The sequence below is a fragment of the Pseudomonas sp. TH41 genome (assembly GCF_016650695.1).
Taxonomy (GTDB): Bacteria; Pseudomonadota; Gammaproteobacteria; order Pseudomonadales; family Pseudomonadaceae; genus Aquipseudomonas.
This window is the reverse complement of the sequence record NZ_JAEKFH010000005.1, coordinates 859,668-881,780: the sequence shown is the minus strand read 5'-3', so window position 1 is coordinate 881,780 and position 22,113 is coordinate 859,668. Positions and strand designations below refer to the sequence as shown.

Here is a 22,113-nt window from a genome sequence, read left to right as displayed (position 1 = left end):
CTTGCCTTCGTAGGAGCTGCCGCAGGCTGCGATCTTTTCAATAGCACAATCAAAAGATCGCAGCCTGCGGCAGCTCCTACACCCGTTCCCGTTCCCGTTCCTGGTGTCAGTGTTAGCTGGCGCGTTTCCTGCAAGTCCCCTGAAAATCGCCATAAATCTAGCATGTGCGACGCAGCCAGAAGCTGATGGGTGCCGCCTCATGCGATTTATCCAGATGGCCGCAAAGCCTTGTCAGGCTTGGGCAAGCCCTGTGACGAACAAGAGGGGAAAAGATGAAGGCAGTTATTCTGGCGGGTGGTCTGGGCACGCGTATCAGCGAAGAGTCGCACCTCAAGCCCAAGCCAATGATCGAGATCGGTGGCAAGCCAATTCTCTGGCACATCATGAAGCAATATTCCGCTCACGGAATTCACGACTTCGTGATTTGCCTCGGCTACAAGGGCTATGCGATCAAGGATTTCTTCGCCAACTACTTCCTGCACACCTCTGACGTCACGTTCGACATGTCCAACAACCGTATGGACGTCCACCAGAACTACAGCGAGCCGTGGCGCGTGACCCTGATCGACACCGGCGAAGACACCATGACCGGTGGCCGCCTGCGTCGTGCCGCCCGTTACGTTGAAGGCGAACAGGCGTTCTGCTTCACCTATGGCGACGGCGTCTCGGACCTCAACATCGGCGCCCTGGTGGATTTCCACCTGACGCACGGCAAGCTCGCGACCGTGACGGCCGTGCAGCCGCCGGGCCGTTACGGCGCCCTGGAACGCGATGGCGACAGCGTCAAAGGGTTCATTGAAAAGCCCCGTGGTGACGGCGGCTGGATCAATGGCGGTTTCTTTGTACTCTCGCCAAAAGTGCTGCCGTACATCGCCGACGATCAAACCTCCTGGGAGGCCGAGCCGCTGGCCGCGTTGGCCAACGAACAGCAACTGCAAGCGTTCCAGCACGATGGCTTCTGGCATCCGATGGACACCCTGCGCGACAAAAACCACCTTGAGCACCTGTGGCTGAGTGGGGAGGCCCCATGGAAACAATGGGACTGAGCCCGGAGTTCTGGCGCGGCAAGCGGGTTCTGCTGACCGGCCACACCGGTTTCAAAGGCAGTTGGCTGACGTTGTGGCTGCAAAGCCTCGGTGCCGAGGTCAGCGGGTTTTCCCTTGATCCGTCCACCGAGCCGAGCCTGTTCGAACTGGCGCGTGTTCACGAAGGCATCAACGATCAGCGCGGAGACCTGCGTGACCTGGGCGCCTTGCTGGAATTGATCGCTGAAACCCAACCGGAAATCGTCCTGCACCTGGCGGCCCAACCGCTGGTGCGCGAAGCTTATCGCGATCCGCTGGGGACTTACTCCAGCAATGTCATGGGCACGCTCAATCTGCTCGAAGCGATCCGTCAGGTCGGCGGCGTTCGCGCGTGTGTGCTGGTGACCACCGACAAGGTCTATGCCAATCAGGAATGGGTGTGGCCCTACCGTGAAAACGAAGCCCTCGGTGGACATGATCCTTACAGCAGCAGCAAGGCCTGTTGCGAGTTGCTGGCGCAGTCTTATGCGGCGTCATTCTTCCCGGCCGAAAAATATGCCGAGCATGGCCTGGCCCTGGCCACGGCGCGCGCCGGCAACGTGCTGGGCGGTGGTGATTTTGCTCCGGAGCGTTTGATTCCCGACGTCTTGAAGGCGTGGTCCGCCGACGAACCCGTGACCCTGCGCTACCCCCACGCCGTGCGCCCATGGCAGCACGCGCTGGAACCGCTGGCCGGTTACCTGCAACTGGCCGCCGGCCTCTACGAGCACGGCCCGGAGTTTGCCGGCGCGTGGAACTTCGGCCCGAGCGAAGCGGACATGTGCAGCGTTGGCGAAGTGGTCAAGTTGCTTGCCAACCGCTGGCCGCAAGCGCGTGGCTTGCGTATCGAACCGAGTGATTTGCATGAAGCGGGTCTGTTGCGTCTGGACAGCAGCCGTGCTCGCCAATTGTTGGCCTGGCAGCCGCGCTGGTCGTTGCAGCAGTGCCTGACCCACACCTTGGATTGGCACCTGGCCTGGCAGAACGGCGACGACATGCGCGCCATTACCCTGGGTCAATTGAACCTGTACCGAGGCGCGCTGTGAGCGAGTTTCTGTTGGAACCGTTGCCGCTGGCCGGCTTGTTCAGCGTGCAACAAAAACGCTTCGAGGATGAGCGCGGGCATTTCGCGCGGCTGTTTTGCGAAGGCAGCCTGAGCGCGTTCGGCCAGCCGTTTCATATCCGTCAGATCAACCATTCCTGCACCCGTGAACGCGGCAGTGTGCGCGGTCTGCATTATCAGAACGCCAGCGCGCCGGAAGCCAAGTTGATCACCTGCCTGCGCGGTGAAGTCTGGGATGTGGCAGTGGACTTGCGCCCCGACTCCGAGACGTTCCTGCACTGGCACGCCGAACACCTGCGGGCCGGCGATGGCCGCAGCTTGCTGATCCCGGCCGGGTTCGCCCACGGTTTCCAGACCCTCACCGACGACGCCGAGTTGCTTTACCTGCACAGCGCGGACTACACGCCTGCGCATGAAGGCGGTTTGAGTGTCAACGATCCACGGCTGGCGATCGCCTGGCCGCTGCCTGTCAATAATCTGTCGGCCAGGGATTCCAGCCATCCCTTGCTCGATCAGTACTTCGCTGGAGTACGTGTATGAACTGCCGTGGTTGCGGGACTCCTCTGGACTTGCCGCTGATCGATCTCGGCACGTCGCCGCCGTCCAACGCCTATGTGCGCGCCGATCAGCTTGAGCACGCCGAGCAATGGGTGCCGCTGAAAGTGGTGGTGTGTCAGCACTGTTGGCTGGTGCAGACCGAGGACTACACCCGCGCCGACAGTCTGTTCGACGCCGAGTACGCCTATTTCAGTTCGTTCTCCAGCACCTGGCTGGCCCACGCCGAGCGCTATGTGGCCGAGATGGTCGAGCGTTTCGGCTTGACCGCCGACAGCCGCGTGGTGGAAATCGCCGCGAACGACGGTTACCTGTTGCAGTATGTGGCCAAGCGCGGCATTCCTTGCCTGGGCGTTGAGCCGACCCGCAGCACCGCGCAAGCGGCGCGGGAAAAAGGCCTGGAGATCCGTGAACTGTTCTTCGGTCGCGACACCGCGTCGCAGCTGAACAGTGAAGGCTGGGCCGCCGACCTGATGGCCGCCAACAACGTGTTGGCCCACGTGCCGGACATCAACGATTTCCTGGGCGGTTTCGCAACCTTGCTCAAACCGACCGGCGTGGCGACGTTCGAGTTTCCGCAATTGCTGACGCTGATGGCTGGCCAGCAGTTCGACACGCTGTACCACGAGCACTATTCCTACCTGTCGTTGACTGCCGTGCAGAAGCTGTGCGAGCGCAACGGTCTGGAAGTATTCGACGTCAGTCAGCTGACCACCCATGGCGGGTCGCTGCGGGTCTTCGTCCAGCGCGCCGATGGCGTTCGCCGCGACGTGCAGCCGACGGTTCAACAGCAACTGCAGGCCGAGCTCGACGCCGGCGTAAAAACCGCCGAGTACTACTCGACCCTCGCGCCTGCTGCCGAACGCATCAAACACGAACTGCTGCGTTTCCTGTTGCAGGCCAAGGCTGATGGCAAACGCGTGGTCGGTTACGGCGCTGCCGCCAAGGGCAACACGTTACTCAACTACGCCGGGGTCAAACCGGACCTGTTGGCCTGGGTCGCCGACGCCAATCCGCACAAGCAAGGCAAGTACCTGCCGGGCAGTCGCATCCCGATTGTTTCGCCGGCGCAAATCGAACAGGAAAAACCGGATTACGTGCTGGTCCTGCCGTGGAACCTGCTGCATGAAGTCAGTCAACAATTGGCCCAGGTGCGTCAATGGGATGGCCGCTTCGTGATCGCCGTGCCTGAGTTGACCGTCCTGTGAAAGTGCTCGTGACCGGTGCCACCGGGTTTGTCGGCCGCCATCTGGTTGAAGCCTTGCTCGCCTGTGGCTGCGAAGTCCGGGCCGTGGCGCGCAACGCCGAGACCGCCGCGAACCTGCCGTGGATCAATGCGGTGGAGTTTGTTGCAGCGGATATTCATGCCGTTGACCTCGACATCGCTGCGCTGACCGATGGCATTGACGCCTTGGCACATCTGGCCTGGCCGGGGTTGCCGAACTATCAGGCGCTGTTTCACTTCGAACACAATCTGATGGCCGATTACCGGTTCATCAAGAACGCGGTCGAGGCGGGTGTCTCGCAAGTGCTGGTCACCGGGACCTGTTTCGAATACGGCTTGCAGAGCGGACCGCTCAGCGAGCAGACCGAACCGCAGCCGAGCAATCCTTACGGGTTGGCGAAAAACACGTTGCGTCTGTTTCTCGAAAATTTACAGCGCGTTCAACCGTTCACCCTGCAATGGGCGCGGCTGTTTTACCTGCACGGCGCCGGGCAGAACCCCAACAGTTTGCTGGCCTCACTGGACCGGGCGATCGACGCTGGCGACGAGCGCTTCAACATGTCGGCGGGCGAACAGTTGCGTGATTACCTGGCGATCAATACCGCTGCCGGTTACCTCGCCGCGATCCTGCAACAACGCGACTTCGACGGCGTGATCAATTGTGCCAGTGGCAAGCCGATGTCGGTGCGGGCGCTGGTCGAGCAGCGGCTGCGTGAACGCGGCGCGTCGATCCATTTGAACCTGGGTCATTACCCATACCCGACCCACGAGCCGATGGCGTTCTGGGGCGTGACGGACCGTTTGCAACAGCTACTGGGAGCAGAGCATGAGGCATGAGCTGTATCGGGTTGCCGACCTGCCGGTGTTGCAGAACCGCACCTTTGCCGACCCGGCATCGGCCAAGGCTTCGGCGTGTGCCGACATGGTGTTGGTGCAGGATGAAAAGAGCGGGTTGATCTTCAACCAGGCTTTTGATGCCGACAAGCTCAGCTACGACGTCGACTACCAGAACGAGCAGGCGCATTCCGGCCAGTTCCAGAAGCACCTGAGCGACGTCGAAGGCATTATTGCCCGGCATTTCAAGGGTCAGGAACTGATCGAAGTCGGCTGCGGCAAGGGCTACTTTCTTGAACGCCTGAAAGACCTGGGTTACGCCATCACCGGTATCGACCCGGCCTACGAAGGCAGCAACGCCGATGTGATCAAGGCGCCGTTTACGCGTGGCCTGGGCCTGGCGGCGGATGCCATCGTGCTGCGCCATGTGCTGGAGCATATTCAGGACCCGGTGAGTTTTCTGTCCGAGATGGCCGACGCCAATCAGGGCGGGCAGATCTACATCGAAGTGCCGTGCTTCGACTGGATCCTCGAGCACCGCGCCTGGTTCGACCTGTTCTACGAGCACGTCAATTATTTTCGCCTCGATGACCTGCGCCGGATGTTCGGCACCGTGCATGAAGCCGGTCACCTGTTCGGTGGCCAATACCTGTACATCGTTGCGGACCTGGCGACCTTGCGCCTGACGCCGGAACAACCGGTGCCGAGCCTGGCGCTGCCGGAAGGTTTCACCAGCAGCCTTGAGCACGCAGTGCGGATTATTCAAGCCGCACCCGAACAAGGTTCGGCGATCTGGGGCGCGTCGTCCAAGGGCGTGATCTATTCGCTGTTCCTGCAGCGGGCCGGTGTGGCGGTGGATCGCGTGGTGGATATCAACCCGGCCAAACAGGGCCGCTATCTGCCCCTGAGCGGCGCGCGTGTGTCCTCGCCGCAAGAAGCCATGGACGCCTTGCCCGAAGGCGCCAACCTGTTTGTGATGAACTCCAATTACCTCGAAGAAATCAAGCGGATGACCGGTGGACGCTACGTCTATCACGCCGTCGACAGCGCTTCGTTCCAGTGACTATTGAGATTCTATAAAAATGACCGACACCACCATCAATGAAGCCTTCGAAGCCGAATGCCAGGCAGAAATCGCGCGTCAGGGCGATGACCAGAAACTGACCGGTCTGGCTCAGGATTTCTTTAATCAATCGGCCAAGCACAAGTACAGCTACCACTTCTCGTGGATGGGCCGTCCGATCATCCAGCTGCCGCAAGACATGATGGCGATGCAGGAAATCATCTGGCAGGTCAAACCCGACCTGGTGATCGAATGCGGTATCGCCCACGGCGGTTCGATCATCTACTACGCATCGCTGCTGGAACTGCAAGGCCACGGTGAAGTGCTCGGTATTGACCTCGACATTCGCCCGCACAACCGCGAAGCCATCGAAAGCCACCCGATGAGCAAACGCATCAAAATGATCGAAGGTTCGAGCATTGATGCGGCCATCGCCGAGCAAGTACGCGCTGCCGCCGAAGGTAAAAAAGTCATTCTGGTGCTGGACTCCAACCACACCCACGATCACGTGCTGGAAGAGCTGCGCCTGTACGCGCCACTGGTTTCGGTGGACAGCTATTGCGTGGTCATGGACACCGTGGTCGAAGACATGCCAGCCGATTTCTTCCCGGATCGTCCTTGGGGCCCGGGCGACAACCCGAAAACCGCCGTGTGGAAATACCTGGAAGAGAACGCTGACTTCGAGATCGATCGTCAGTTGCAGAACAAGCTGCTGATCACCGTGGCGCCGGACGGCTATCTGCGTCGGGTTCGTTAAGCAACACCATCATTGTCGAGTTCATCGGGCGATACGCCGGTTGCGGGGAAGAAAATGCAAGGCAAGTACGGTTCTGAAAGCGGATTACCACTGAACGAGTTGTTGACGGTGGTGCTGGTCACCCATAACCGTCCGGCCTTTGTGCGCCGGGCAGTCACGTTTTACAGCACCTTGCCTTGCAGGATTTTGCTGCTGGACTCTTCGACTGACGTCACCGATGGCATCGAAGGCGTGTACCCTTCGGTCGACTACCGGCATGTGCCGCAGTTCGGCTACCAGGGCCTGCGCGCCAAGCTTGACTACGGCGTGCAGCAGGTCACCACGCCGTACATGGTGTTCGCCTCCGACGATGACTTCATCGTGCATGACGCGCTCGCCGCGTCGGTCTCGTTCCTGGAGTCGAACCCGGACTATGGCATGTGCCACGGCTACTGCCTGATGTACCTGACCCTGGCAAGCAGCGTGAGCTACTACCGCCGGGACAAAAAAGTCTGTGAAGACTATTCGTCCGAGCGTGCTCAGGACCGGGTCCTCGATTTCATGCAGCAGTACATTCCGCCGTTCTACGCCGTTCACCGCGTCGAGCTGTTGCGGGACTGGTACGCGGTCATGCCGGAGAACACCAGTTTCGAATGGCAGGAAATCGGCCATGCGTACTACATGCTGGCACGGGCCAAGGCACGACTTCTGCCGATCCCTTACGTGGTCCGCGAGGTCAATTACCTGGCCTCGGAGCACAAGACCGAGATCTACACCACTCTGACCGCCAGCGATGCCAAATCGGTGGAGGAGCGTGAGGTATTCGCTGAGCTGCTGTCGACATTGCCAAGCACACAGACCGGTCTAGACCCGGCGCAGGGCAAGCAGTTGGCACTGGACAGTTTCGAGGCGATGGCCGATTGCCTGCGCAGCGGGCGCTCGCTGACCGCCGAACCGATTATCGAGTCGCGCTGGACCAATGTGCAGAAGGGACCGGATCGTCGATTCGGGTTTTTGCAGTACGTTGAGTTGCCTTACTACAATCAGCCGTTCTTCGATCTGTTGAGCCAGTATGAGTTTCTGTTGCACGCCATGCCGGCCGGCCGTGTTCAGCTTCAAGGGCTCGAAGGCATCTGGACCGAGCAGGAAAACATGATGCGCCCGCGCAACAACGACACCGCCGAAAGCGTCGTCGATCGGCTGTGGCATGCGTTTGCCAGCGGCCCGTTCAACCGTCAGGTGGTCAAGCGTCTGGCGCAGCAATTGGAGCTGTTGGGCGAAGCCGACGAGGCGCGGGACATGTTTGCCTGGGCCGAGCGCCTAGATGCCGTATCGACGCAAGGCAATGACGAGGCGTTCGGTGCCATGCGCTCCGGTCGCCTGCTCAAGTGGCTGGCGGCGCGCGCCCCGGATGCTGACGAAGTCGCCGCGACTTCGCGTTTCCTGGCCGACCACAACGGCGGTCCACAATTTGGCATTTTGGTGCTGGACCTCGAAAACGACGCGGCCAAACTGCAAATCACCCTCGACAGTTTGCTGGAAGGTCACAACCACGCCTTCAAAATCGTGGTGTTCACCACGGGCGAATCGTTGGCTGCAACCACAGAGCACAACACGCTGCACTTTGTTCGCGTGACCCCGGTCAACTATGTCGACAAGCTCAATCAGATCGCGCGTCAATCGACGTGTGACTGGTTGCTGCTGACCGAGGCGGGCGATGAGTTCACCGCGGGTGGTCTGCTGCGCGCCGGACTGGAACTGCGCGCTGCGCCTGAATGCCGAGCGGTGGCCTGCGACGAGATTCATCGCGATGCCAATGGCGCGTTGATCGATGTGTTCCGTCCGGGCTTTAACCTCGACCTGCTGCAAAGCCTGCCAGCGCTGATGGCGCGGCACTGGCTGATTCGCAAGGATGTGTTGCTGGACGCCGGCGGTTACCAGGCCGACTTCAGCAAGGCGCTGGAATTCGACCTGCTGCTGCGCATCATCGAACAGGGCGGCCTGGCCTGGCTGGCTCATCTGGACGAGCCGCTGCTGATCGCCCGTGCACCGGTACTGGAGGAAAACGCCCACGAGCGTCAGGCGTTGATCCGTCACCTCGCGACCCGTGGCTACAAGGCGCAAGTCAGCTCGGACGAACCTGGCACTTACCGTATCGACTACCGTCACACTGAACGTCCGCTGGTGACAATCATTGTGGCGAGCCAGGACAACCTGGCGCAGCTTCAACGTTGCCTGACCGGCATCGTGCAACGTACCCGCTACACCCGTTACGAAGTGCTGATTGCCGATAACGCGAGTCAGTCCCCCGACCTCCTGCAATGGCTGGACGGTCTCGGGCAGCCGGGCGACCGGGTCCGTGTCGTGCGCGCGCAGGAGCGTCTCAGCGCATCGGCCTTGTACAACGAAGCCAGTCAGCAGGCCCAGGGTGAATACCTGGTATTGCTGGCGGCGGACAGTGAAGTGGTCAACCCGAACTGGCTCGAATCCCTGCTCAACCAGGCCCAGCGCCCGGAAGTCGGCGTGGTCGGTGCCAAGTTGCAGGATCGCGACGGCAACGTTACCCAGGCCGGGTTGATTCTGGGCATGAACGACGGTGTCGGTTCGGCCTTTGTCGGTGAGCCGAAGGATGCCAAGGGCTACCTGAATCGTCTGGTGCTGGAACAGAACTATTCGGCCGTCTCGGCTGTGTGCCTGATGATCCCTAAAGTGTTGTTCGACGAGGTCGGCGGTCTGGACGAAGGCGCCTTCAGCGATGCCTTCGGCGATGTCGATCTGTGCCTGAAGGTCGGTCAAGCGGGTTATCTGGTGGTGTGGACGCCGCAAGTACAGGTCATTCACCTAGGCAACTTGCCCGATGCGCCGCAGGCCCTTCAGGCCTTGCGTGAAAAGTGGGCGGGGCCGTTCCAGCATGATCTGGCGTACAACAAGAACCTCGCCTTGACCGGCAAGGGTTTCACCCTTGGTAGCGCGACCAGCGTGGATTGGGCGCGGTTGCTGGCTTAAGTCTGGTGCACAGGTAGAAGGATTCGCGGCATGTTCAACGGTAAATCGATTTTCATCTCCGGCGGCACCGGCTCGTTCGGTCGCAACTTCATCCGCCGCCTGCTCGAGCAATATCAGCCCAAGCGGGTGGTGGTGTTTTCGCGTGATGAGCTCAAGCAATACGAGATGCAGCAGACGTTCAACGCGCCGTGCATGCGTTACTTCCTGGGCGATGTACGCGACGCCGAGCGTTTGCGCCAGGCCATGCGCGGCATTGACTACGTCGTGCACGCCGCCGCCCTGAAGCAAGTGCCGGCCGCCGAGTACAACCCCACCGAATGCATTCGTACCAACGTCAATGGCGCGGAAAATATCATTGCCGCGGCCATCGATAACGGCGTGAAAAAAGTTGTTGCGTTGTCCACCGACAAAGCCGCCAGCCCGATCAACCTGTACGGCGCAACCAAGCTGCTGTCGGACAAGTTGTTCGTCGCCGCGAACAATATTGCCGGGGACCAGAACACCCGTTTTTCGGTGGTCCGTTACGGTAACGTGGCCGGCTCCCGAGGTTCGGTCGTGCCGTTCTTCAGCAAGCTGATTACCGAGGGCGCGACAGAGTTGCCGATCACCGATGAGCGCATGACGCGCTTTTGGATCACCCTCGATCACGGTGTGCAGTTTGTGCTCGACAGCTTCGCCCGCATGCATGGCGGTGAAGTGTTCGTGCCGAAGATTCCGTCGATCCGCATCGTCGATCTGGCGGTGGGCATGGCCGGGCACTTGCCGCACAAGAACGTGGGCATTCGTCCGGGCGAAAAACTCCATGAGCTGATGGTGCCGCTGGACGACGCGCGTATGACCCTGGAGTTCGACGATCACTACACGATTCAACCGTCGATCCGCTTCACCAGCGTCGACGTGGATTTTGCCGTGGACAAACTGGGCGAGCAGGGCCAGCCGGTGAGCGAAGACTTCGAGTATCGCTCCGACACCAACCCGCAGTTCCTGACGGTGGGGCAGATTGCTGATCTGCACGCGGAGCTGTCGGCATGATTCCCTACGGTCGGCAGAGTCTCGATCAGGCGGACATCGACGCGGTGGTCGCCGTGTTGCAGTCGGACTGGCTGACTCAAGGGCCGACCATCGAGCGATTCGAACAGGCCATGGCCGACCGTTGCGAGGCCGATTATGCGGTGGCAGTGTGTAACGCCACGGCGGCGTTGCACATCGCTTGCCTGGCGGCCGGGCTCGGGCCGGGTGATCGTTTGTGGACCACGCCCAACACCTTTCTGGCGTCGGCCAATTGCGGTCGTTATTGCGGTGCCGAGGTGGACTTCGTCGACATCGATCCGCTGACCTGGAACCTCGATGCTTACGCCCTGAAAGCCAGGCTGGAAGCGGCGGAGGACAACGGTACGCTGCCCAAGGTGCTGGTGGCGGTGGCGTTCTCCGGCCAGAGCTGCGACATGCGGATGATCGCCGAGCTGGCCGAGCGTTATGCGTTCACGGTCATTGAGGACGCCTCCCACGCGGTCGGCGCGTCCTATGCCGGTCGACCGGTGGGCTGCGGTGATTTCGCGGCGATGACGGTGTTCAGCTTTCACCCGGTGAAAATCATCACCAGCGCCGAGGGTGGCATGGTCCTGACCAATCGCCAGAACCTCGCCGAGCGCCTGCAACGCTTGCGCAGCCACGGCATGACTCGCGACCCGCAGCACATGACCGAGGCCAGTCATGGCCCCTGGTATTACCAGCAAGTGGAACTGGGCTTCAATTACCGCATCACCGACCTGCAAGCCGCCCTCGGGCTGTCGCAACTGAGCAAGCTGGATGGCTTCATCGAGCGCCGGCGTGAACTGGCGGCGCGTTATGACCGGTTGCTGGCGAACTTGCCGCTGACCTTGCCGAGCGTTCAGCCCGAGGCTGAGTCGGCGTGGCACCTGTACGTGGTGCGCTTGCAGCTTGATCGCATCAACCTCAGCCATCGACAGGTCTTTGAAGGGTTGCGGGCCGCCGGGGTCGGTGTGAACCTGCACTACATTCCGGTGCATTTACAGCCGTACTATCGCGACCTGGGGTTCGCCGAGGGCGATTTTCCGCAGGCCGAACGTTACTACGCCGAGGCCATCAGCCTGCCGTTGTTTCCGTTGCTGAGCGATGAACAACAGGACTATGTGGTCGAGCAACTGCGCCGACTGACCGAATAAATATCTTCAGGCTTACTGTAGGAGCTGCCGAAGGCTGCGATCTTTTGACCTGTTTTTTGGTGAGTTGTAAAAGATCAAAAGATCGCAGCCTTCGGCAGCTCCTACGTGAGCGAATGGGAACTGTGTGATGCGCGAACTGAGTGAGCAGGAAAGATTCTGGCAGGGCGACTTCGGTAACCAGTACGTTGACCGCAACGTCGGGCAACCCCTGGTAGCAGCCAACCTGGCGTTGTTCGCCAAGGCGCTGACACGTGCCGGGCGGATTGACAGCCTGGTTGAGCTGGGCACCAATGCCGGCAATAACTTGCAGGCGCTGCGCCAGCTGTTGCCCCGGTGCGAACTGTTCGGTGTGGAGATCAATGCCAGCGCCTGTGCCCAGGCCCAGGCGCTGGACATCGCGCAGATCTGGCACGGTTCGCTGTTCGATTTCCCCCGCGAGCGCAGCTTTGACCTGACCCTGAGCAAAGGCGTGCTGATTCATCTGGCGCCGGAACTGCTGGCTGCCGCGTATGACCAGCTGTATGCGTTGAGCCAGCGTTATATCCTGATCGCCGAGTACTACAACCCGGCGCCGGTCGACGTGTCCTATCGCGGTAACAGCGGCAAACTGTTCAAGCGCGATTTTGCCGGTGAAATGCTTGATCGTTACGACGACCTGCAACTGCTGGATTACGGTTTTGGTTATCACCGCGACCCGCAGTTCCCGGTAGACGACATCACATGGTTCCTGCTGGAAAAACGCTCGTGAACAACGTCGCAATCATCCCGGCTCGCGGTGGCAGTAAGCGCATACCGCGCAAGAACCTCAAGCCGTTCGACGGCGTGCCGATGATTGCCCGCTCGATTCAAACCGCCCTCGATTCAGGGCTGTTCACCCAGGTGGTGGTCAGCACCGACGATGCGGAAATTGCCGAACTGGCCCGGGCCTGCGGTGCGCAAGTACCGTTCATGCGGCCGGCGGCATTGGCCGATGATTTCACCGGTACGGCAGCGGTCATTGCCCATGCCCTGGAAGCGTTGCTCGCTCAGGGCCACGACTTTGATTTTGCCTGCTGTATCTACGCCACGGCACCGCTGTTGCAAACCCGGTTTTTGCAGCAGGGTTTAAACCTGCTGGAGCAGCATCCGGACAAGTCCTTCGCCTTCTCGGTCTGCGATTTCGGCTTCCCGGTGCAGCGTGCGCTGACCCTCGATGAGCAGGGTGCCTTGACGGCGTTGTACCCGCAGTTTCGCGAGACGCGCTCCCAGGACCTGCCGCCGGCCTATCAGGACGCCGGGCAGTTCTACTGGGGCCGCAGCAGTGCCTGGCTGCAGGGCGAGGTGTTGTATTCACCGCAAAGCCTGCCGGTGATCCTGCCGCGCTATCTGGTGCAAGACATCGATACCCTCGAAGACTGGAAGCGTGCCGAATACCTTTACACGGCGCTGAAGGCGGGTGGGGAGCTGCAATGAGAGTGCTGATCCGTGCCGACGCCTCACCGACCATTGGCAGCGGTCACATTGCCCGTTGCCTGACCCTGGCCAGGGTGTTGCGCCAGCAGGGCGGGCACGTGGCATTTGCCTGTCGCCGGTTGCCGGGCCATCGACTCGACAGCCTCGCCGCCGAAGGTTTTGAAACCTTTGCGTTACCGGATCGCTATCCCGACGAAGACCCGCAGCAAGCCATCGAAGCCCTGTTGCCGTGGCAGGCAGACATTGCCGCGCTGGGGCAGGCGCTGGAACACCATCCGGCCTTCGACTGGATCATTGTCGACCACTACGGGCTCGATCATCACTGGCAGACAGCGGCTCGTCGCTGGGCGTCGCGGATTGCAGCGGTGGATGATCTGGCGACGCGCACCTACAGCGTCGATTTGCTGCTGAACCAGAATCTGTCGGGTACGCCTGAGGCTTATGCCGGACTGCTTGCACCCGATTGTCGGACCTTGATCGGTCCACGTTTCGCCATGCTGCGGGATGAGTTCTGCTGCCCGGCGATCAAGATCAAGCGCCAGGCGAAGCGGGTGCTGGTGAACTTCGGCGGCTTCGATGCCGCGATGCAGACTCACCACGCGATGCTGGCACTGGCGGATCTTCATCAACTTGAAGTCGATTTTGTTGCCGGTGGCGATAACCCGGCGTGGGAGGCAATGCGGGCTCTGGCGGCACATCATCCGAACTGGCGCTTGCATCGTTTTGTCGACGACTTTTACCGCTTGATGACCGAAGCCGACCTGTTTGTCGGTGCCGGCGGCGGAACCAGTTGGGAGAGGGCGGCCATGGGGCTGCCGACGATCTGCATTGCGGTCTCGAATAATCAGCAAGCCAACGGCGAGGTGATGGCGACCTCGGGGGCTCATGTTTATCTGGGCACCCGCGAGCAGGTCAGCGTCGAGCAGTTGCGTCAGGCCATCGGTTTTGTCGCCGGCAATCAGGGATTACGCCAGAGTCTGGCCGAACGCTCACGGCAATTAGTCGATGGGCGAGGCGCGCAGCGCGTTGCGGCAGCGCTGGCCGGTGCGGTGTTGCGGGTCCGGCCGGCAACAGCAGGCGATGCACAGTTGTTGTTTGAAGGACGCAATGCCGAGGCGGTGCGGCGCTGGTCGCTGGAAACCGGGGTGATTAAATGGCAGTCGCATCAAAACTGGCTGACTGCCAGTTTGAGCAATGATCAGCGCGTGCTGTTGATCGCCGAAGCCGATGACGGCCCGGTCGGGGTGCTGCGTTACGACCTGCGCGGCTTCGAAGCCGAAGTCTCGATTTACCTGTTCGAAGGGCGATTCGGCCTGGGCTGGGGCAGGGCGTTGCTGGCGCGAGGCGAAGTTTTCGTGACGCAGCATTGGCCGCAACTGCACACCATCACCGCGCAGGTTTTACCGGCGAATCAGCCGTCGCTGAAAGTGTTTCGCGAAGCCGGCTTCACCCAGAGTGCTTGCGCCTTCACGCGCATATTGAAGGATCACCTAAATGACTAGCTTCAAGATTGGCAACCGCTCCATTGGTGCTGATGCGCCGCCGTTCATCATTGCCGAGATGAGTGGCAACCATAACCAGTCCCTGGAAGTGGCGCTGCAGATCGTCGAAGCCGCGGCCAGGGCCGGCGCGCATGCCTTGAAGCTGCAAACCTACACCGCCGACACCATGACGCTGGACTTGTCCGAAGGGGAGTTCTTCATCAAGGACCCGAACAGCCTGTGGGCGGGTACTTCGCTGTACGCGCTGTATGAGAAGGCCCATACACCCTGGGAGTGGCATGCCCCGATTTTCGCCCGTGCCAGGGAGCTGGGCATGCTGGCGTTCTCCACGCCGTTTGATGGCAGCGCGGTGGACTTCCTGGAAAGCCTCGACGTGCCGGCGTACAAGATTGCCAGTTTCGAGAACACCGACCTGCCGCTGATACGACGGGTTGCTGCTACCGGCAAACCGTTGATCATTTCCACGGGCATGGCCAGCCTCGCGGAACTCGACGAAACCGTGCGTGCCGCCCGCGAGGCCGGTTGCCAGGATTTGGTGTTACTCAAGTGCACCAGCACCTACCCGGCGACGCCAGCCAATAGCAATGTGCGGACGATTCCTCATCTGCGCGAATTGTTTGGTTGTGAAGTGGGCCTGTCCGATCACTCCATGGGCGTCGGCGTGTCGGTGGCAGCGGTCGCGCTGGGGGCGACGGTGGTGGAAAAACACTTCACCCTCGACCGTGCCGCCGGGGGCGTGGACGCCAGTTTTTCGCTCGAGCCTGCTGAGCTCGCCAGCCTGGTGATCGAAACCGAACGCGCCTGGCAGGCCATGGGGCACGTGCATTACGGTGTGACCGAGGCCGAGCGAAAGTCGCTGGTGTACCGCCGTTCCCTCTACGTCACCGAGGACATGACGGCCGGTGAACCCTTCACCGTCGCCAATTTGCGTGCCATTCGTCCAGGGCTGGGGCTGGCCCCCAAACACGCGCAAACCCTTCTGGGACGCCGCGCGCGCCACGCTATCAAGCGTGGGACGCCACTGGACTGGTCATTGGTCGAATAACGCCTTATCGCCCTGATTCGGCAAAATAGAGTGACCTGCGAGTCAGAACGCGCATCTTCACTGTATTGTATTAATCGGGAAGGTGGCGCCTGGTCTCAGTTTTTGGCCAGTGATAGCTTTTTATTCTTCTTGCTGTCGCCTCTTCGAGGTGACGTTTTTCTCCGTTTGTCGGCGCCCCTCAATTCCTTGCGAGTGGTGGTTTTTGGCTGTTTATTATTGGGAAGTCGTAATGATTGGCATAAAAAGCATTGCGAGCTACGTTCCTGTAGCCGGCGTGGACAATTACGCACAAGGTGCAAAATTCGAAAAGGATGAAGAATTCATCCTGGGCAAGATCGGTTCGGCCTTCCTGCCGCGCAAAGACGCCGGGCAGGAAACATCGGACCTGTGTGTCGAAGCAGTCAACGCGCTGTTTGCCAACAATCCCGGTTTGAAACGTGAAGCGATCGACGTGCTGATCGTCGTCACACAGAACGGCGATGAAGAAGGCCTGCCCCATACCGCGGCGATCGTTCAGGACAAGCTGGGCCTGCCGACCACCGTCGCCGCGTTCGATATCTCCCTGGGCTGTTCTGGCTACGTCTACGGCATCTATGCGATCAAAGGTTTCATGGAAGCCGCGGGCCTGAAAAATGGCCTGCTGGTAACGGCTGACCCGTACTCGAAGATCGTCGACCCGGAAGATCGCAACACCACCATGCTCTTCGGTGACGCTGCTACCGCCACCTGGATGGGCGAAGACGCACCATGGCAGCTGGGCAAGGCCAAGTTCGGCACCGACGGTTCCGGTGCACCGCACCTGAAGGTGACCGATGGCGTGTTCTACATGAACGGCCGTCAGGTCTTCAACTTCGCACTGCTCAAGGTTCCGGCGCATTTGCATGAGCTGCTCGCTGAGGCGCAACTGACGGCTGACGATGTCGATGCCTTCTGCATTCACCAGGGCAGTGCGGCAATTGTCGATGCGGTGGCACGACGCTTCGAAGGAGAGCCGGAAAAGTTCATCAAGGACATGGTCGAGACCGGTAATACCGTGTCGTCGAGCATTCCGTTGCTGCTGGAAAAACACGTTCTGAATTCCAGCTGGAAGCGCGTCGCGTTGAGCGGTTTTGGCGTTGGATTGTCCTGGGGTTCGGCGATCATTTATCGTCCTTGAGCTGACGTTGGGGCATAAAAAATAGCGTTCAGGGTGTAACCTTGAGCGCTATTTTTTTGTATGGCGAGCGAGGCGATATGAGCGACAGCTTTGACCACAATGCTCCGGTGATAGAGCGACGCTGGCCGGCACTGTTTGCGCGGTTGATCATCGAAGCGAGCATGGAAGAGCAGGCTGAGCTGGTCGAAGGTTTGGGCTCGACCCTGAGCATTGCCGGCATTCAGCTCACCAGTCGCCATGACCGTACGCGTGAAGCACAACTGCAAGCCGCCAGCCTGCCCCCGGCCAGCCCGGTAGTGCATGTCTATGGCACCGGGCTGGGTGACTTGCCGGCCGTCTTGCTTGAAAGCACCGATCTTCAGCGTTTGTACGTGCATATCCTCAATGGTGCGATTTTCCTGTTGACGCTGCAGTTGCTCGATCAGCGGCAGTGGCTCAGTGATCCACGGGTCGAGTTGAGGTATGCCGGGGATTCGCCGGACATCCACCTGCCGTTTTTTGCGTTGCCCTCCGAGATGCTGCTGGCCGATGATTTCAATGCCAAGATTCGCGACCGACTGATCAGCGAAGTGCACCTTGCCTTCAATAATCGCGAGTTCGACCCGCAGTCCCCGGAGATTGTTCAGCGGCTGGAAGAGAGTGTTGAACTCGTCAGCCAGGATGCCGATGTCGCCGCGTTGTTTGCGACATGCCAGGGTCGGGAAGTGTACGTGATTGCCACGGGGCCGAGCCTGGAGCAGCATTTCGAGCAACTTCGAGCGGTGCGCGCGCAGGCACAGCGGCCCTTGTTCATCAGTGTCGATACCGCCTATCGACCCTTGCGTGAGCACGGCATCACGCCGGACCTGGTGGTCAGTATCGACCAACGCATCAGCTTCAGGCATTTGCCGCCCGAGGACACGGGCGACATCCTTCTGGTCTATCTGCCGCTGAGCGACCCTCAGGTCTTGGCCGCGTGGCAAGGGGCTCGTTACGTCGGGTATTCCGCCAGTCCGGTCTATGCCGCTATCCGCCAGCAAATCCGCAAGGCTGAACTGTATGTCGGCGGCAGTGTGATCCATCCAGCGGTGGATCTGGCCGTGAAGATGGGCGCGGACCGCATTACGCTGTTCGGCGCCGACTTCGCGTTCCCCATGAACAAAACCCATGCCGGCTGGAATGATGGCGAGCTGGGTCCCGGGGTGAGCCAGGCCAAGCACTGGGTGCTCGACGGGCATGGGCAGCGTGTGCGCACGCAGCTGAATTTTCGCAGTTACCTGTGTGAGTTGGAGCGCTACATCGCCGGGCATCCGCAGGTACGCTTTTTTAACAGTAGTCGGGCAGGTGCGATGATTGTCGGTACGACGTTCAATCAGGAGTTCGTGCAGTGAGTGGATTTGCACAATGCATCAGTGATTGCCGTCAATGCGCCGGGCTGTTTCGCCTCGGGCGAGATGTCGAGGCGGCGCTGGCCATGGTCGACGTCTTTGAAAAGTCGCAAGACCTGTTCAGTCAAACACCGCAAGCGATCCAGCAGCAGTGGGCGCACTTGCTCATGTCGATGTTCGCGGCTCAAGAAGCACAGGACTGGCTGGGGCTGGCTGATTCGATGGAGTATGAATTGATCGAGTTGCTGGAAGCGGCCCAGGCTCACCTCTGAGCGATATTTTGCCGGCCAGCGCGATCCTCTCGTGTCCCATTTGCCGGCAACTCTCTGGCGTCATTTTTCTCTCGTGGGTCCCGTGCAAGCCTTTGTTTTCGGAGGGGTGGCAGTGTGATGGCAACTTTTTTCAAAAAAGCCCTCAAGCAACCTGCAATCGCGACGATAACTACTACGAAGGTTCTCTAGGCCATACCCGGCGGTTGCCAGGGCCGGAAGCCGCAGCACCCAACCAACGAGGAACTCAACATGTCTTTAGGCGTAAACACTAACGTTACTTCCCTGAACGTCCAGAAGAACCTGGGCCGTGCATCGGACGCCCTGTCTACTTCCATGACTCGCCTGTCTTCCGGCCTGAAAATCAACAGCGCAAAAGACGACGCTGCCGGCCTGCAGATTGCTACCCGCATGAGCAGCCAGATCCGCGGCCAGACCGTAGCGATCAAAAACGCCAACGACGGTATCTCGATGGCTCAGACCGCTGAAGGCGCTCTGCAAGAAACCACCAACATTCTGCAGCGTATGCGTGAACTGGCTGTACAAGCACGTAACGGCACCAACGGCACTGCTGACCGTACCGCGACCAACTCTGAATTCACCCAGATGTCGGACGAACTGACTCGTATCGCGAGCAGCACCAACCTGAACGGCAAATTCCTGCTGGACGGTTCTGCCGGCTCCATGACTATACAAGTAGGTGCCAACACCGGTACTACCAACCAGATCACCCTGACCTTGAGCAGCAAGTTTGACGCCGCCAGCCTGTCCGTGGGTTCCGGTACTGTTGTTCTGACCGGTGCTACCAGTGCTGCCGCCGGTTCGGCTATCGACGGTGCAATCACCGCAATCGACGCCGCTATCGCCGTCGTAACTGCCAACCGTGCAAACCTCGGTGCTTCGCAAAACCGTCTGACCAGCACCATCGCCAACCTGCAAAACGTCAACGAGAACGTTACCTCTGCATTGGGTCGTGTACAAGACACTGACTTCGCAGCAGAGACTTCTGAGCTGACCAAGCAACAAACCCTGCAACAAGCTTCCACCGCTGTTCTGGCTCAAGCCAACCAGCTGCCTTCCGCTGTACTGAAACTGCTTCAGTAATTTCTGAATGAGTTTTGGCGGGGGGGTGCGCTGGTCGTGCTCTCTCGCTTTTTTGCTTTAGAAGGTGATGGATATGGACATGAGCGTTAAGCTGAATTTGTCTTACCCGGCCGCCCCCGGCACCGCTGCCGATAAACCGGCTACTGTGTCTCGCAGCGACAACGATACCGTTCAACCTGTGGCTGAAAGCAAAAGCTTGGATCCGAGCAAGTTGAAGCAGGCCGTGCAAGAGATCGAAAAATTCGTACAGTCGGTCAAACGCAATCTGGAGTTCTCTATCGACGAGGCTTCCGGCAAAGTGGTTGTGAAAGTGATTGCCAGTGAATCGGGTTTGGTAGTGCGGCAGATCCCTTCCGAAGAAGTCCTGAAACTGGCGGAAAGTTTGAATACGGCCAGCAACGTGCTATTCGACGCGAAAGCCTGAGAAATGGCATGAATCGTGTTTGTACGTTGAGTTGACGGCGCATCCGGTCAAAAGGCCGGCGACTGACAGAAAGGGAGATGCACATGGCAAGTCCAATTACACCGGGTACAGGTCTTGGTTCCGGTCTGGATATTGGTTCGATCGTGACAGCGCTGGTCAATAGTGACAAATCAGCCAAGCAGAACCAGATCACCACCCAGACCACGCTCACTACATCGAAGATATCGGGTGTGGGCTCGCTCAAAAGTGCCCTGGCCGCTTATCAGGCCGCAATGGACAAGCTCAACAGCTCCACAGCTCCAGCGTTTGCGGGTTTTGCGGCAACCTCGTCGACTGCGACAACCTTGACGGCGACCTCCGACAACACGGCTGTCAACGGTACGTACAACATCAAGGTCAACAACCTGGCTACCGGTTCGAAAGTGGCCAGTGCTTCTTTTGCGGGCGGTGCTACCAGTGCCATTCCGAGTGGTAATTTGACCATCAGTCAAAATGGCACTGACTACAACGTTACTATTCCGACGAGTGCGACGTTGCAGTCCACTCGTGACGCGATCAACTCCACGCTGAGTGCTCAAGGCATCTCGGCCAACATCGTCACTGACAGCTCCGGCTCACGCCTGGTTATCGGGTCGACTACGACCGGCAAGGGGTCGGACCTGAAGGTCAGTGGTATTGCCGGTCTGGCAATCGACGGTACTCAAGTCATGGGCACTATCCCTGATCCGAGCAACCCGGGCCAGACCATTCCTGATCCAAACAGTGCAGGTACGATTGGTGCGCTGGCTGCCGATGCGAGTCTGACGATTGATGGTCTGGCAGTGACCAGCAAAACCAACACCGTCAATGGTGCCGTGAGCGGCTTGAGCATGACGCTGGTGGCGGCGGGCACTTCGACAGTGACCGTGGCAAATAACACGACCGGGTTGCAGACTTCGTTGCAGTCCTTCGTCGACGCCTATAACACCTTGGTGAAGACGGTCACCTCACTGACCCAGGCCTCCGCCGATAGCGATGGCAAACTGACGGTCTCTGCTCCAATGACCGGTGACTCCATGCCTCGTTCGCTCCTGGCTGATATCCGCAAGGAGCTGGTGACTCCAGGTCCGGGTGGGCAGCTCTCGGTACTGGCGCAACTGGGTATCACGACCGACCAGAAGGCCGGTACGCTGAATTTTGACTCCGTAAAGTTCAATACGGCGATGACCACCAAGGGTTTGGGCAGTCAGATTCAAACACTGTTTACCGGTACCGACAGCAAGAATGGCCTGCTGGCCCGAATGAGTGCGGCGATCAGCCCTTATTCGCAGACCGGCGGTATCCTGGATCAGCGCTCCACCAGCCTGAACAAGCAGAAAAGCGACCTGACTGACCAGCAGGCGGCGCTGGATCTGCGTGTCACCACGCTGACGGCGACATTGACCGCCAAGTACAACGCCATGGACCTGTTGGTTGGGCAAATGAAGGCGACGGCGACTAACATCAGCTCGTTCTTCAATAGCCTGGATGCACAACAACGCAGCTAAGCAGCGATGATGTGACAGAAAAAAACCCGGCTGTGTTTTAGCGCGCCGGGTTTTTGTCTTTTGATTTAAAGTTTTTTGGCTCGCAGACGATATATTGGTTAAGCGAGTCCATGAGTTGTGATGAGGTAGAAACATGAATCCGATGTTGGCCCTTCGGCAATATCAAAAAGTTGGAGCGCAAGCCCAAGTCTCCGAAGCCAGTCCGCACCGTTTGGTGCAGATGCTGATGGAGGGTGGGTTGGATCGTATTGCTCAGGCAAAAGGCGCCATGGAGCGCAACGATATTCCGGGTAAAGGTGTATTGATCAGCAAGGCCATCGGCATCATTGGCGGCTTGCGAGAAGGCCTGGATCTTGAGAACAAGGCCGATGAAGTGGGGCAGCTGGATAACCTCTATGCCTACATGATGAAGCGTCTGGTTGACGCCAACATCCAGACCGACCCAAAGATTCTCGACGAAGTCGCAGGTTTGCTTCGCACCGTCAAAGAAGGTTGGGACGCCATCGCCGCGCCAGGTCCGCAGTTTTAAGGAGATC

21 protein-coding genes are annotated in these 22,113 nt (G+C 59.6%); all 21 read left to right on the top strand.

All coding sequences use genetic code 11. From position 1 onward, the window contains the following. The first annotated feature begins 272 nt into the window (after positions 1 to 272). The 21 genes from rfbF to fliS all read left to right on the top strand — a co-directional run bounded on the left by rfbF (position 273) and on the right by fliS (position 22,106). Positions 273 to 1,046, top strand: coding sequence for a glucose-1-phosphate cytidylyltransferase (rfbF, locus tag JFU37_RS22500; protein ID WP_201118953.1), 774 nt, complete (start codon positions 273 to 275; stop codon positions 1,044 to 1,046). Further along, complete coding sequence (rfbG, locus tag JFU37_RS22495; protein WP_201118951.1) at positions 1,028 to 2,110, top strand: CDP-glucose 4,6-dehydratase; 1,083 nt, start codon at positions 1,028 to 1,030, stop codon at positions 2,108 to 2,110. The genes rfbF and rfbG overlap by 19 nt, the downstream gene beginning before the upstream one ends. Beyond that, positions 2,107 to 2,667 (top strand): dTDP-4-dehydrorhamnose 3,5-epimerase family protein, encoded by a 561-nt coding sequence (locus JFU37_RS22490; protein ID WP_201118948.1) that lies wholly within the window; start codon positions 2,107 to 2,109, stop codon positions 2,665 to 2,667. Before rfbG ends, JFU37_RS22490 begins: the two co-directional genes overlap by 4 nt. Continuing rightward, on the top strand, positions 2,664 to 3,890 hold the full coding sequence (locus tag JFU37_RS22485) for a class I SAM-dependent methyltransferase (RefSeq protein WP_201118946.1): 1,227 nt from the start codon (positions 2,664 to 2,666) through the stop codon (positions 3,888 to 3,890). Before JFU37_RS22490 ends, JFU37_RS22485 begins: the two co-directional genes overlap by 4 nt. Next, positions 3,887 to 4,744, top strand: coding sequence for an NAD-dependent epimerase/dehydratase family protein (locus tag JFU37_RS22480; RefSeq protein WP_201118944.1), 858 nt, complete (start codon positions 3,887 to 3,889; stop codon positions 4,742 to 4,744). Before JFU37_RS22485 ends, JFU37_RS22480 begins: the two co-directional genes overlap by 4 nt. Next, positions 4,734 to 5,804: a class I SAM-dependent methyltransferase gene (locus JFU37_RS22475; RefSeq protein ID WP_201118942.1), complete on the top strand. Its 1,071-nt coding sequence runs from the start codon at positions 4,734 to 4,736 to the stop codon at positions 5,802 to 5,804. The genes JFU37_RS22480 and JFU37_RS22475 overlap by 11 nt, the downstream gene beginning before the upstream one ends. 19 nt (positions 5,805 to 5,823) lie before the next feature. After that, positions 5,824 to 6,561: a cephalosporin hydroxylase family protein gene (locus tag JFU37_RS22470; protein ID WP_201118939.1), complete on the top strand. Its 738-nt coding sequence runs from the start codon at positions 5,824 to 5,826 to the stop codon at positions 6,559 to 6,561. 54 nt (positions 6,562 to 6,615) lie between these two features. Then, entirely contained in the window at positions 6,616 to 9,546 is a 2,931-nt protein-coding gene (locus JFU37_RS22465) for a TIGR00180 family glycosyltransferase (RefSeq protein WP_201118936.1), read from the top strand. A 30-nt stretch (positions 9,547 to 9,576) separates the two neighbouring features. Continuing rightward, the gene (gene pseB, locus JFU37_RS22460; RefSeq protein WP_201118934.1) at positions 9,577 to 10,578 is read left to right on the top strand and encodes a UDP-N-acetylglucosamine 4,6-dehydratase (inverting); all 1,002 of its coding nucleotides are present in this window, start codon (positions 9,577 to 9,579) and stop codon (positions 10,576 to 10,578) included. Next, the gene (pseC, locus tag JFU37_RS22455; RefSeq protein ID WP_201118925.1) at positions 10,575 to 11,732 is read left to right on the top strand and encodes a UDP-4-amino-4,6-dideoxy-N-acetyl-beta-L-altrosamine transaminase; all 1,158 of its coding nucleotides are present in this window, start codon (positions 10,575 to 10,577) and stop codon (positions 11,730 to 11,732) included. The genes pseB and pseC overlap by 4 nt, the downstream gene beginning before the upstream one ends. 127 nt (positions 11,733 to 11,859) lie before the next feature. Then, positions 11,860 to 12,480: a pseudaminic acid biosynthesis-associated methylase gene (locus JFU37_RS22450; protein ID WP_201118918.1), complete on the top strand. Its 621-nt coding sequence runs from the start codon at positions 11,860 to 11,862 to the stop codon at positions 12,478 to 12,480. Continuing rightward, positions 12,477 to 13,184: a pseudaminic acid cytidylyltransferase gene (gene pseF / locus JFU37_RS22445; RefSeq protein ID WP_201118916.1), complete on the top strand. Its 708-nt coding sequence runs from the start codon at positions 12,477 to 12,479 to the stop codon at positions 13,182 to 13,184. The genes JFU37_RS22450 and pseF overlap by 4 nt, the downstream gene beginning before the upstream one ends. Next, positions 13,181 to 14,686, top strand: a complete 1,506-nt coding sequence (gene pseG, locus JFU37_RS22440) for a UDP-2,4-diacetamido-2,4,6-trideoxy-beta-L-altropyranose hydrolase (protein ID WP_201118914.1) — start codon at positions 13,181 to 13,183, stop codon at positions 14,684 to 14,686. The genes pseF and pseG overlap by 4 nt, the downstream gene beginning before the upstream one ends. Then, complete coding sequence (pseI, locus tag JFU37_RS22435) at positions 14,679 to 15,731, top strand: pseudaminic acid synthase (RefSeq protein WP_201118904.1); 1,053 nt, start codon at positions 14,679 to 14,681, stop codon at positions 15,729 to 15,731. The genes pseG and pseI overlap by 8 nt, the downstream gene beginning before the upstream one ends. Positions 15,732 to 15,960: 229 nt before the next feature. Continuing rightward, a complete protein-coding gene (locus tag JFU37_RS22430) occupies positions 15,961 to 16,887 on the top strand; it encodes a ketoacyl-ACP synthase III (protein ID WP_201118902.1) in 927 nt (308 codons plus the stop codon). Between the two features lie 77 nt (positions 16,888 to 16,964). Further along, on the top strand, positions 16,965 to 18,257 hold the full coding sequence (locus JFU37_RS22425; RefSeq protein ID WP_201118899.1) for a motility associated factor glycosyltransferase family protein: 1,293 nt from the start codon (positions 16,965 to 16,967) through the stop codon (positions 18,255 to 18,257). Further along, positions 18,254 to 18,526: a hypothetical protein gene (locus tag JFU37_RS22420; protein WP_201118897.1), complete on the top strand. Its 273-nt coding sequence runs from the start codon at positions 18,254 to 18,256 to the stop codon at positions 18,524 to 18,526. The genes JFU37_RS22425 and JFU37_RS22420 overlap by 4 nt, the downstream gene beginning before the upstream one ends. 249 nt (positions 18,527 to 18,775) lie before the next feature. Further along, positions 18,776 to 19,627, top strand: a complete 852-nt coding sequence (locus tag JFU37_RS22415) for a flagellin domain-containing protein (RefSeq protein WP_201118895.1) — start codon at positions 18,776 to 18,778, stop codon at positions 19,625 to 19,627. A 73-nt stretch (positions 19,628 to 19,700) separates the two neighbouring features. Further along, complete coding sequence (locus tag JFU37_RS22410; protein ID WP_201118893.1) at positions 19,701 to 20,051, top strand: flagellar protein FlaG; 351 nt, start codon at positions 19,701 to 19,703, stop codon at positions 20,049 to 20,051. An 83-nt stretch (positions 20,052 to 20,134) separates the two neighbouring features. Beyond that, on the top strand, positions 20,135 to 21,577 hold the full coding sequence (gene fliD / locus JFU37_RS22405; protein WP_201118891.1) for a flagellar filament capping protein FliD: 1,443 nt from the start codon (positions 20,135 to 20,137) through the stop codon (positions 21,575 to 21,577). Positions 21,578 to 21,710: 133 nt separating this feature from the next. Beyond that, positions 21,711 to 22,106, top strand: a complete 396-nt coding sequence (gene fliS / locus JFU37_RS22400; RefSeq protein WP_201118882.1) for a flagellar export chaperone FliS — start codon at positions 21,711 to 21,713, stop codon at positions 22,104 to 22,106. Positions 22,107 to 22,113 lie beyond the last annotated feature (7 nt).

Bases quoted from the DNA above. Each gene is read 5' to 3' on its own strand.
- JFU37_RS22410 (WP_201118893.1), top strand. From the start codon at position 19,701: ATGGACATGAGCGTTAAGCTGAATTTGTCTTACCCGGCCGCCCCCGGC.
- pseC (WP_201118925.1), top strand. From the start codon at position 10,575: ATGATTCCCTACGGTCGGCAGAGTCTCGATCAGGCGGACATCGACGCG.
- fliD (WP_201118891.1), top strand. From the start codon at position 20,135: ATGGCAAGTCCAATTACACCGGGTACAGGTCTTGGTTCCGGTCTGGAT.
- JFU37_RS22415 (WP_201118895.1), top strand. From the start codon at position 18,776: ATGTCTTTAGGCGTAAACACTAACGTTACTTCCCTGAACGTCCAGAAG.
- JFU37_RS22425 (WP_201118899.1), top strand. From the start codon at position 16,965: ATGAGCGACAGCTTTGACCACAATGCTCCGGTGATAGAGCGACGCTGG.
- JFU37_RS22485 (WP_201118946.1), top strand. From the start codon at position 2,664: ATGAACTGCCGTGGTTGCGGGACTCCTCTGGACTTGCCGCTGATCGAT.
- rfbF (WP_201118953.1), top strand. From the start codon at position 273: ATGAAGGCAGTTATTCTGGCGGGTGGTCTGGGCACGCGTATCAGCGAA.
- pseG (WP_201118914.1), top strand. From the start codon at position 13,181: ATGAGAGTGCTGATCCGTGCCGACGCCTCACCGACCATTGGCAGCGGT.
- JFU37_RS22475 (WP_201118942.1), top strand. From the start codon at position 4,734: ATGAGGCATGAGCTGTATCGGGTTGCCGACCTGCCGGTGTTGCAGAAC.
- JFU37_RS22450 (WP_201118918.1), top strand. From the start codon at position 11,860: ATGCGCGAACTGAGTGAGCAGGAAAGATTCTGGCAGGGCGACTTCGGT.
- JFU37_RS22465 (WP_201118936.1), top strand. From the start codon at position 6,616: ATGCAAGGCAAGTACGGTTCTGAAAGCGGATTACCACTGAACGAGTTG.
- pseI (WP_201118904.1), top strand. From the start codon at position 14,679: ATGACTAGCTTCAAGATTGGCAACCGCTCCATTGGTGCTGATGCGCCG.
- rfbG (WP_201118951.1), top strand. From the start codon at position 1,028: ATGGAAACAATGGGACTGAGCCCGGAGTTCTGGCGCGGCAAGCGGGTT.
- JFU37_RS22470 (WP_201118939.1), top strand. From the start codon at position 5,824: ATGACCGACACCACCATCAATGAAGCCTTCGAAGCCGAATGCCAGGCA.
- JFU37_RS22430 (WP_201118902.1), top strand. From the start codon at position 15,961: ATGATTGGCATAAAAAGCATTGCGAGCTACGTTCCTGTAGCCGGCGTG.
- fliS (WP_201118882.1), top strand. From the start codon at position 21,711: ATGAATCCGATGTTGGCCCTTCGGCAATATCAAAAAGTTGGAGCGCAA.
- pseB (WP_201118934.1), top strand. From the start codon at position 9,577: ATGTTCAACGGTAAATCGATTTTCATCTCCGGCGGCACCGGCTCGTTC.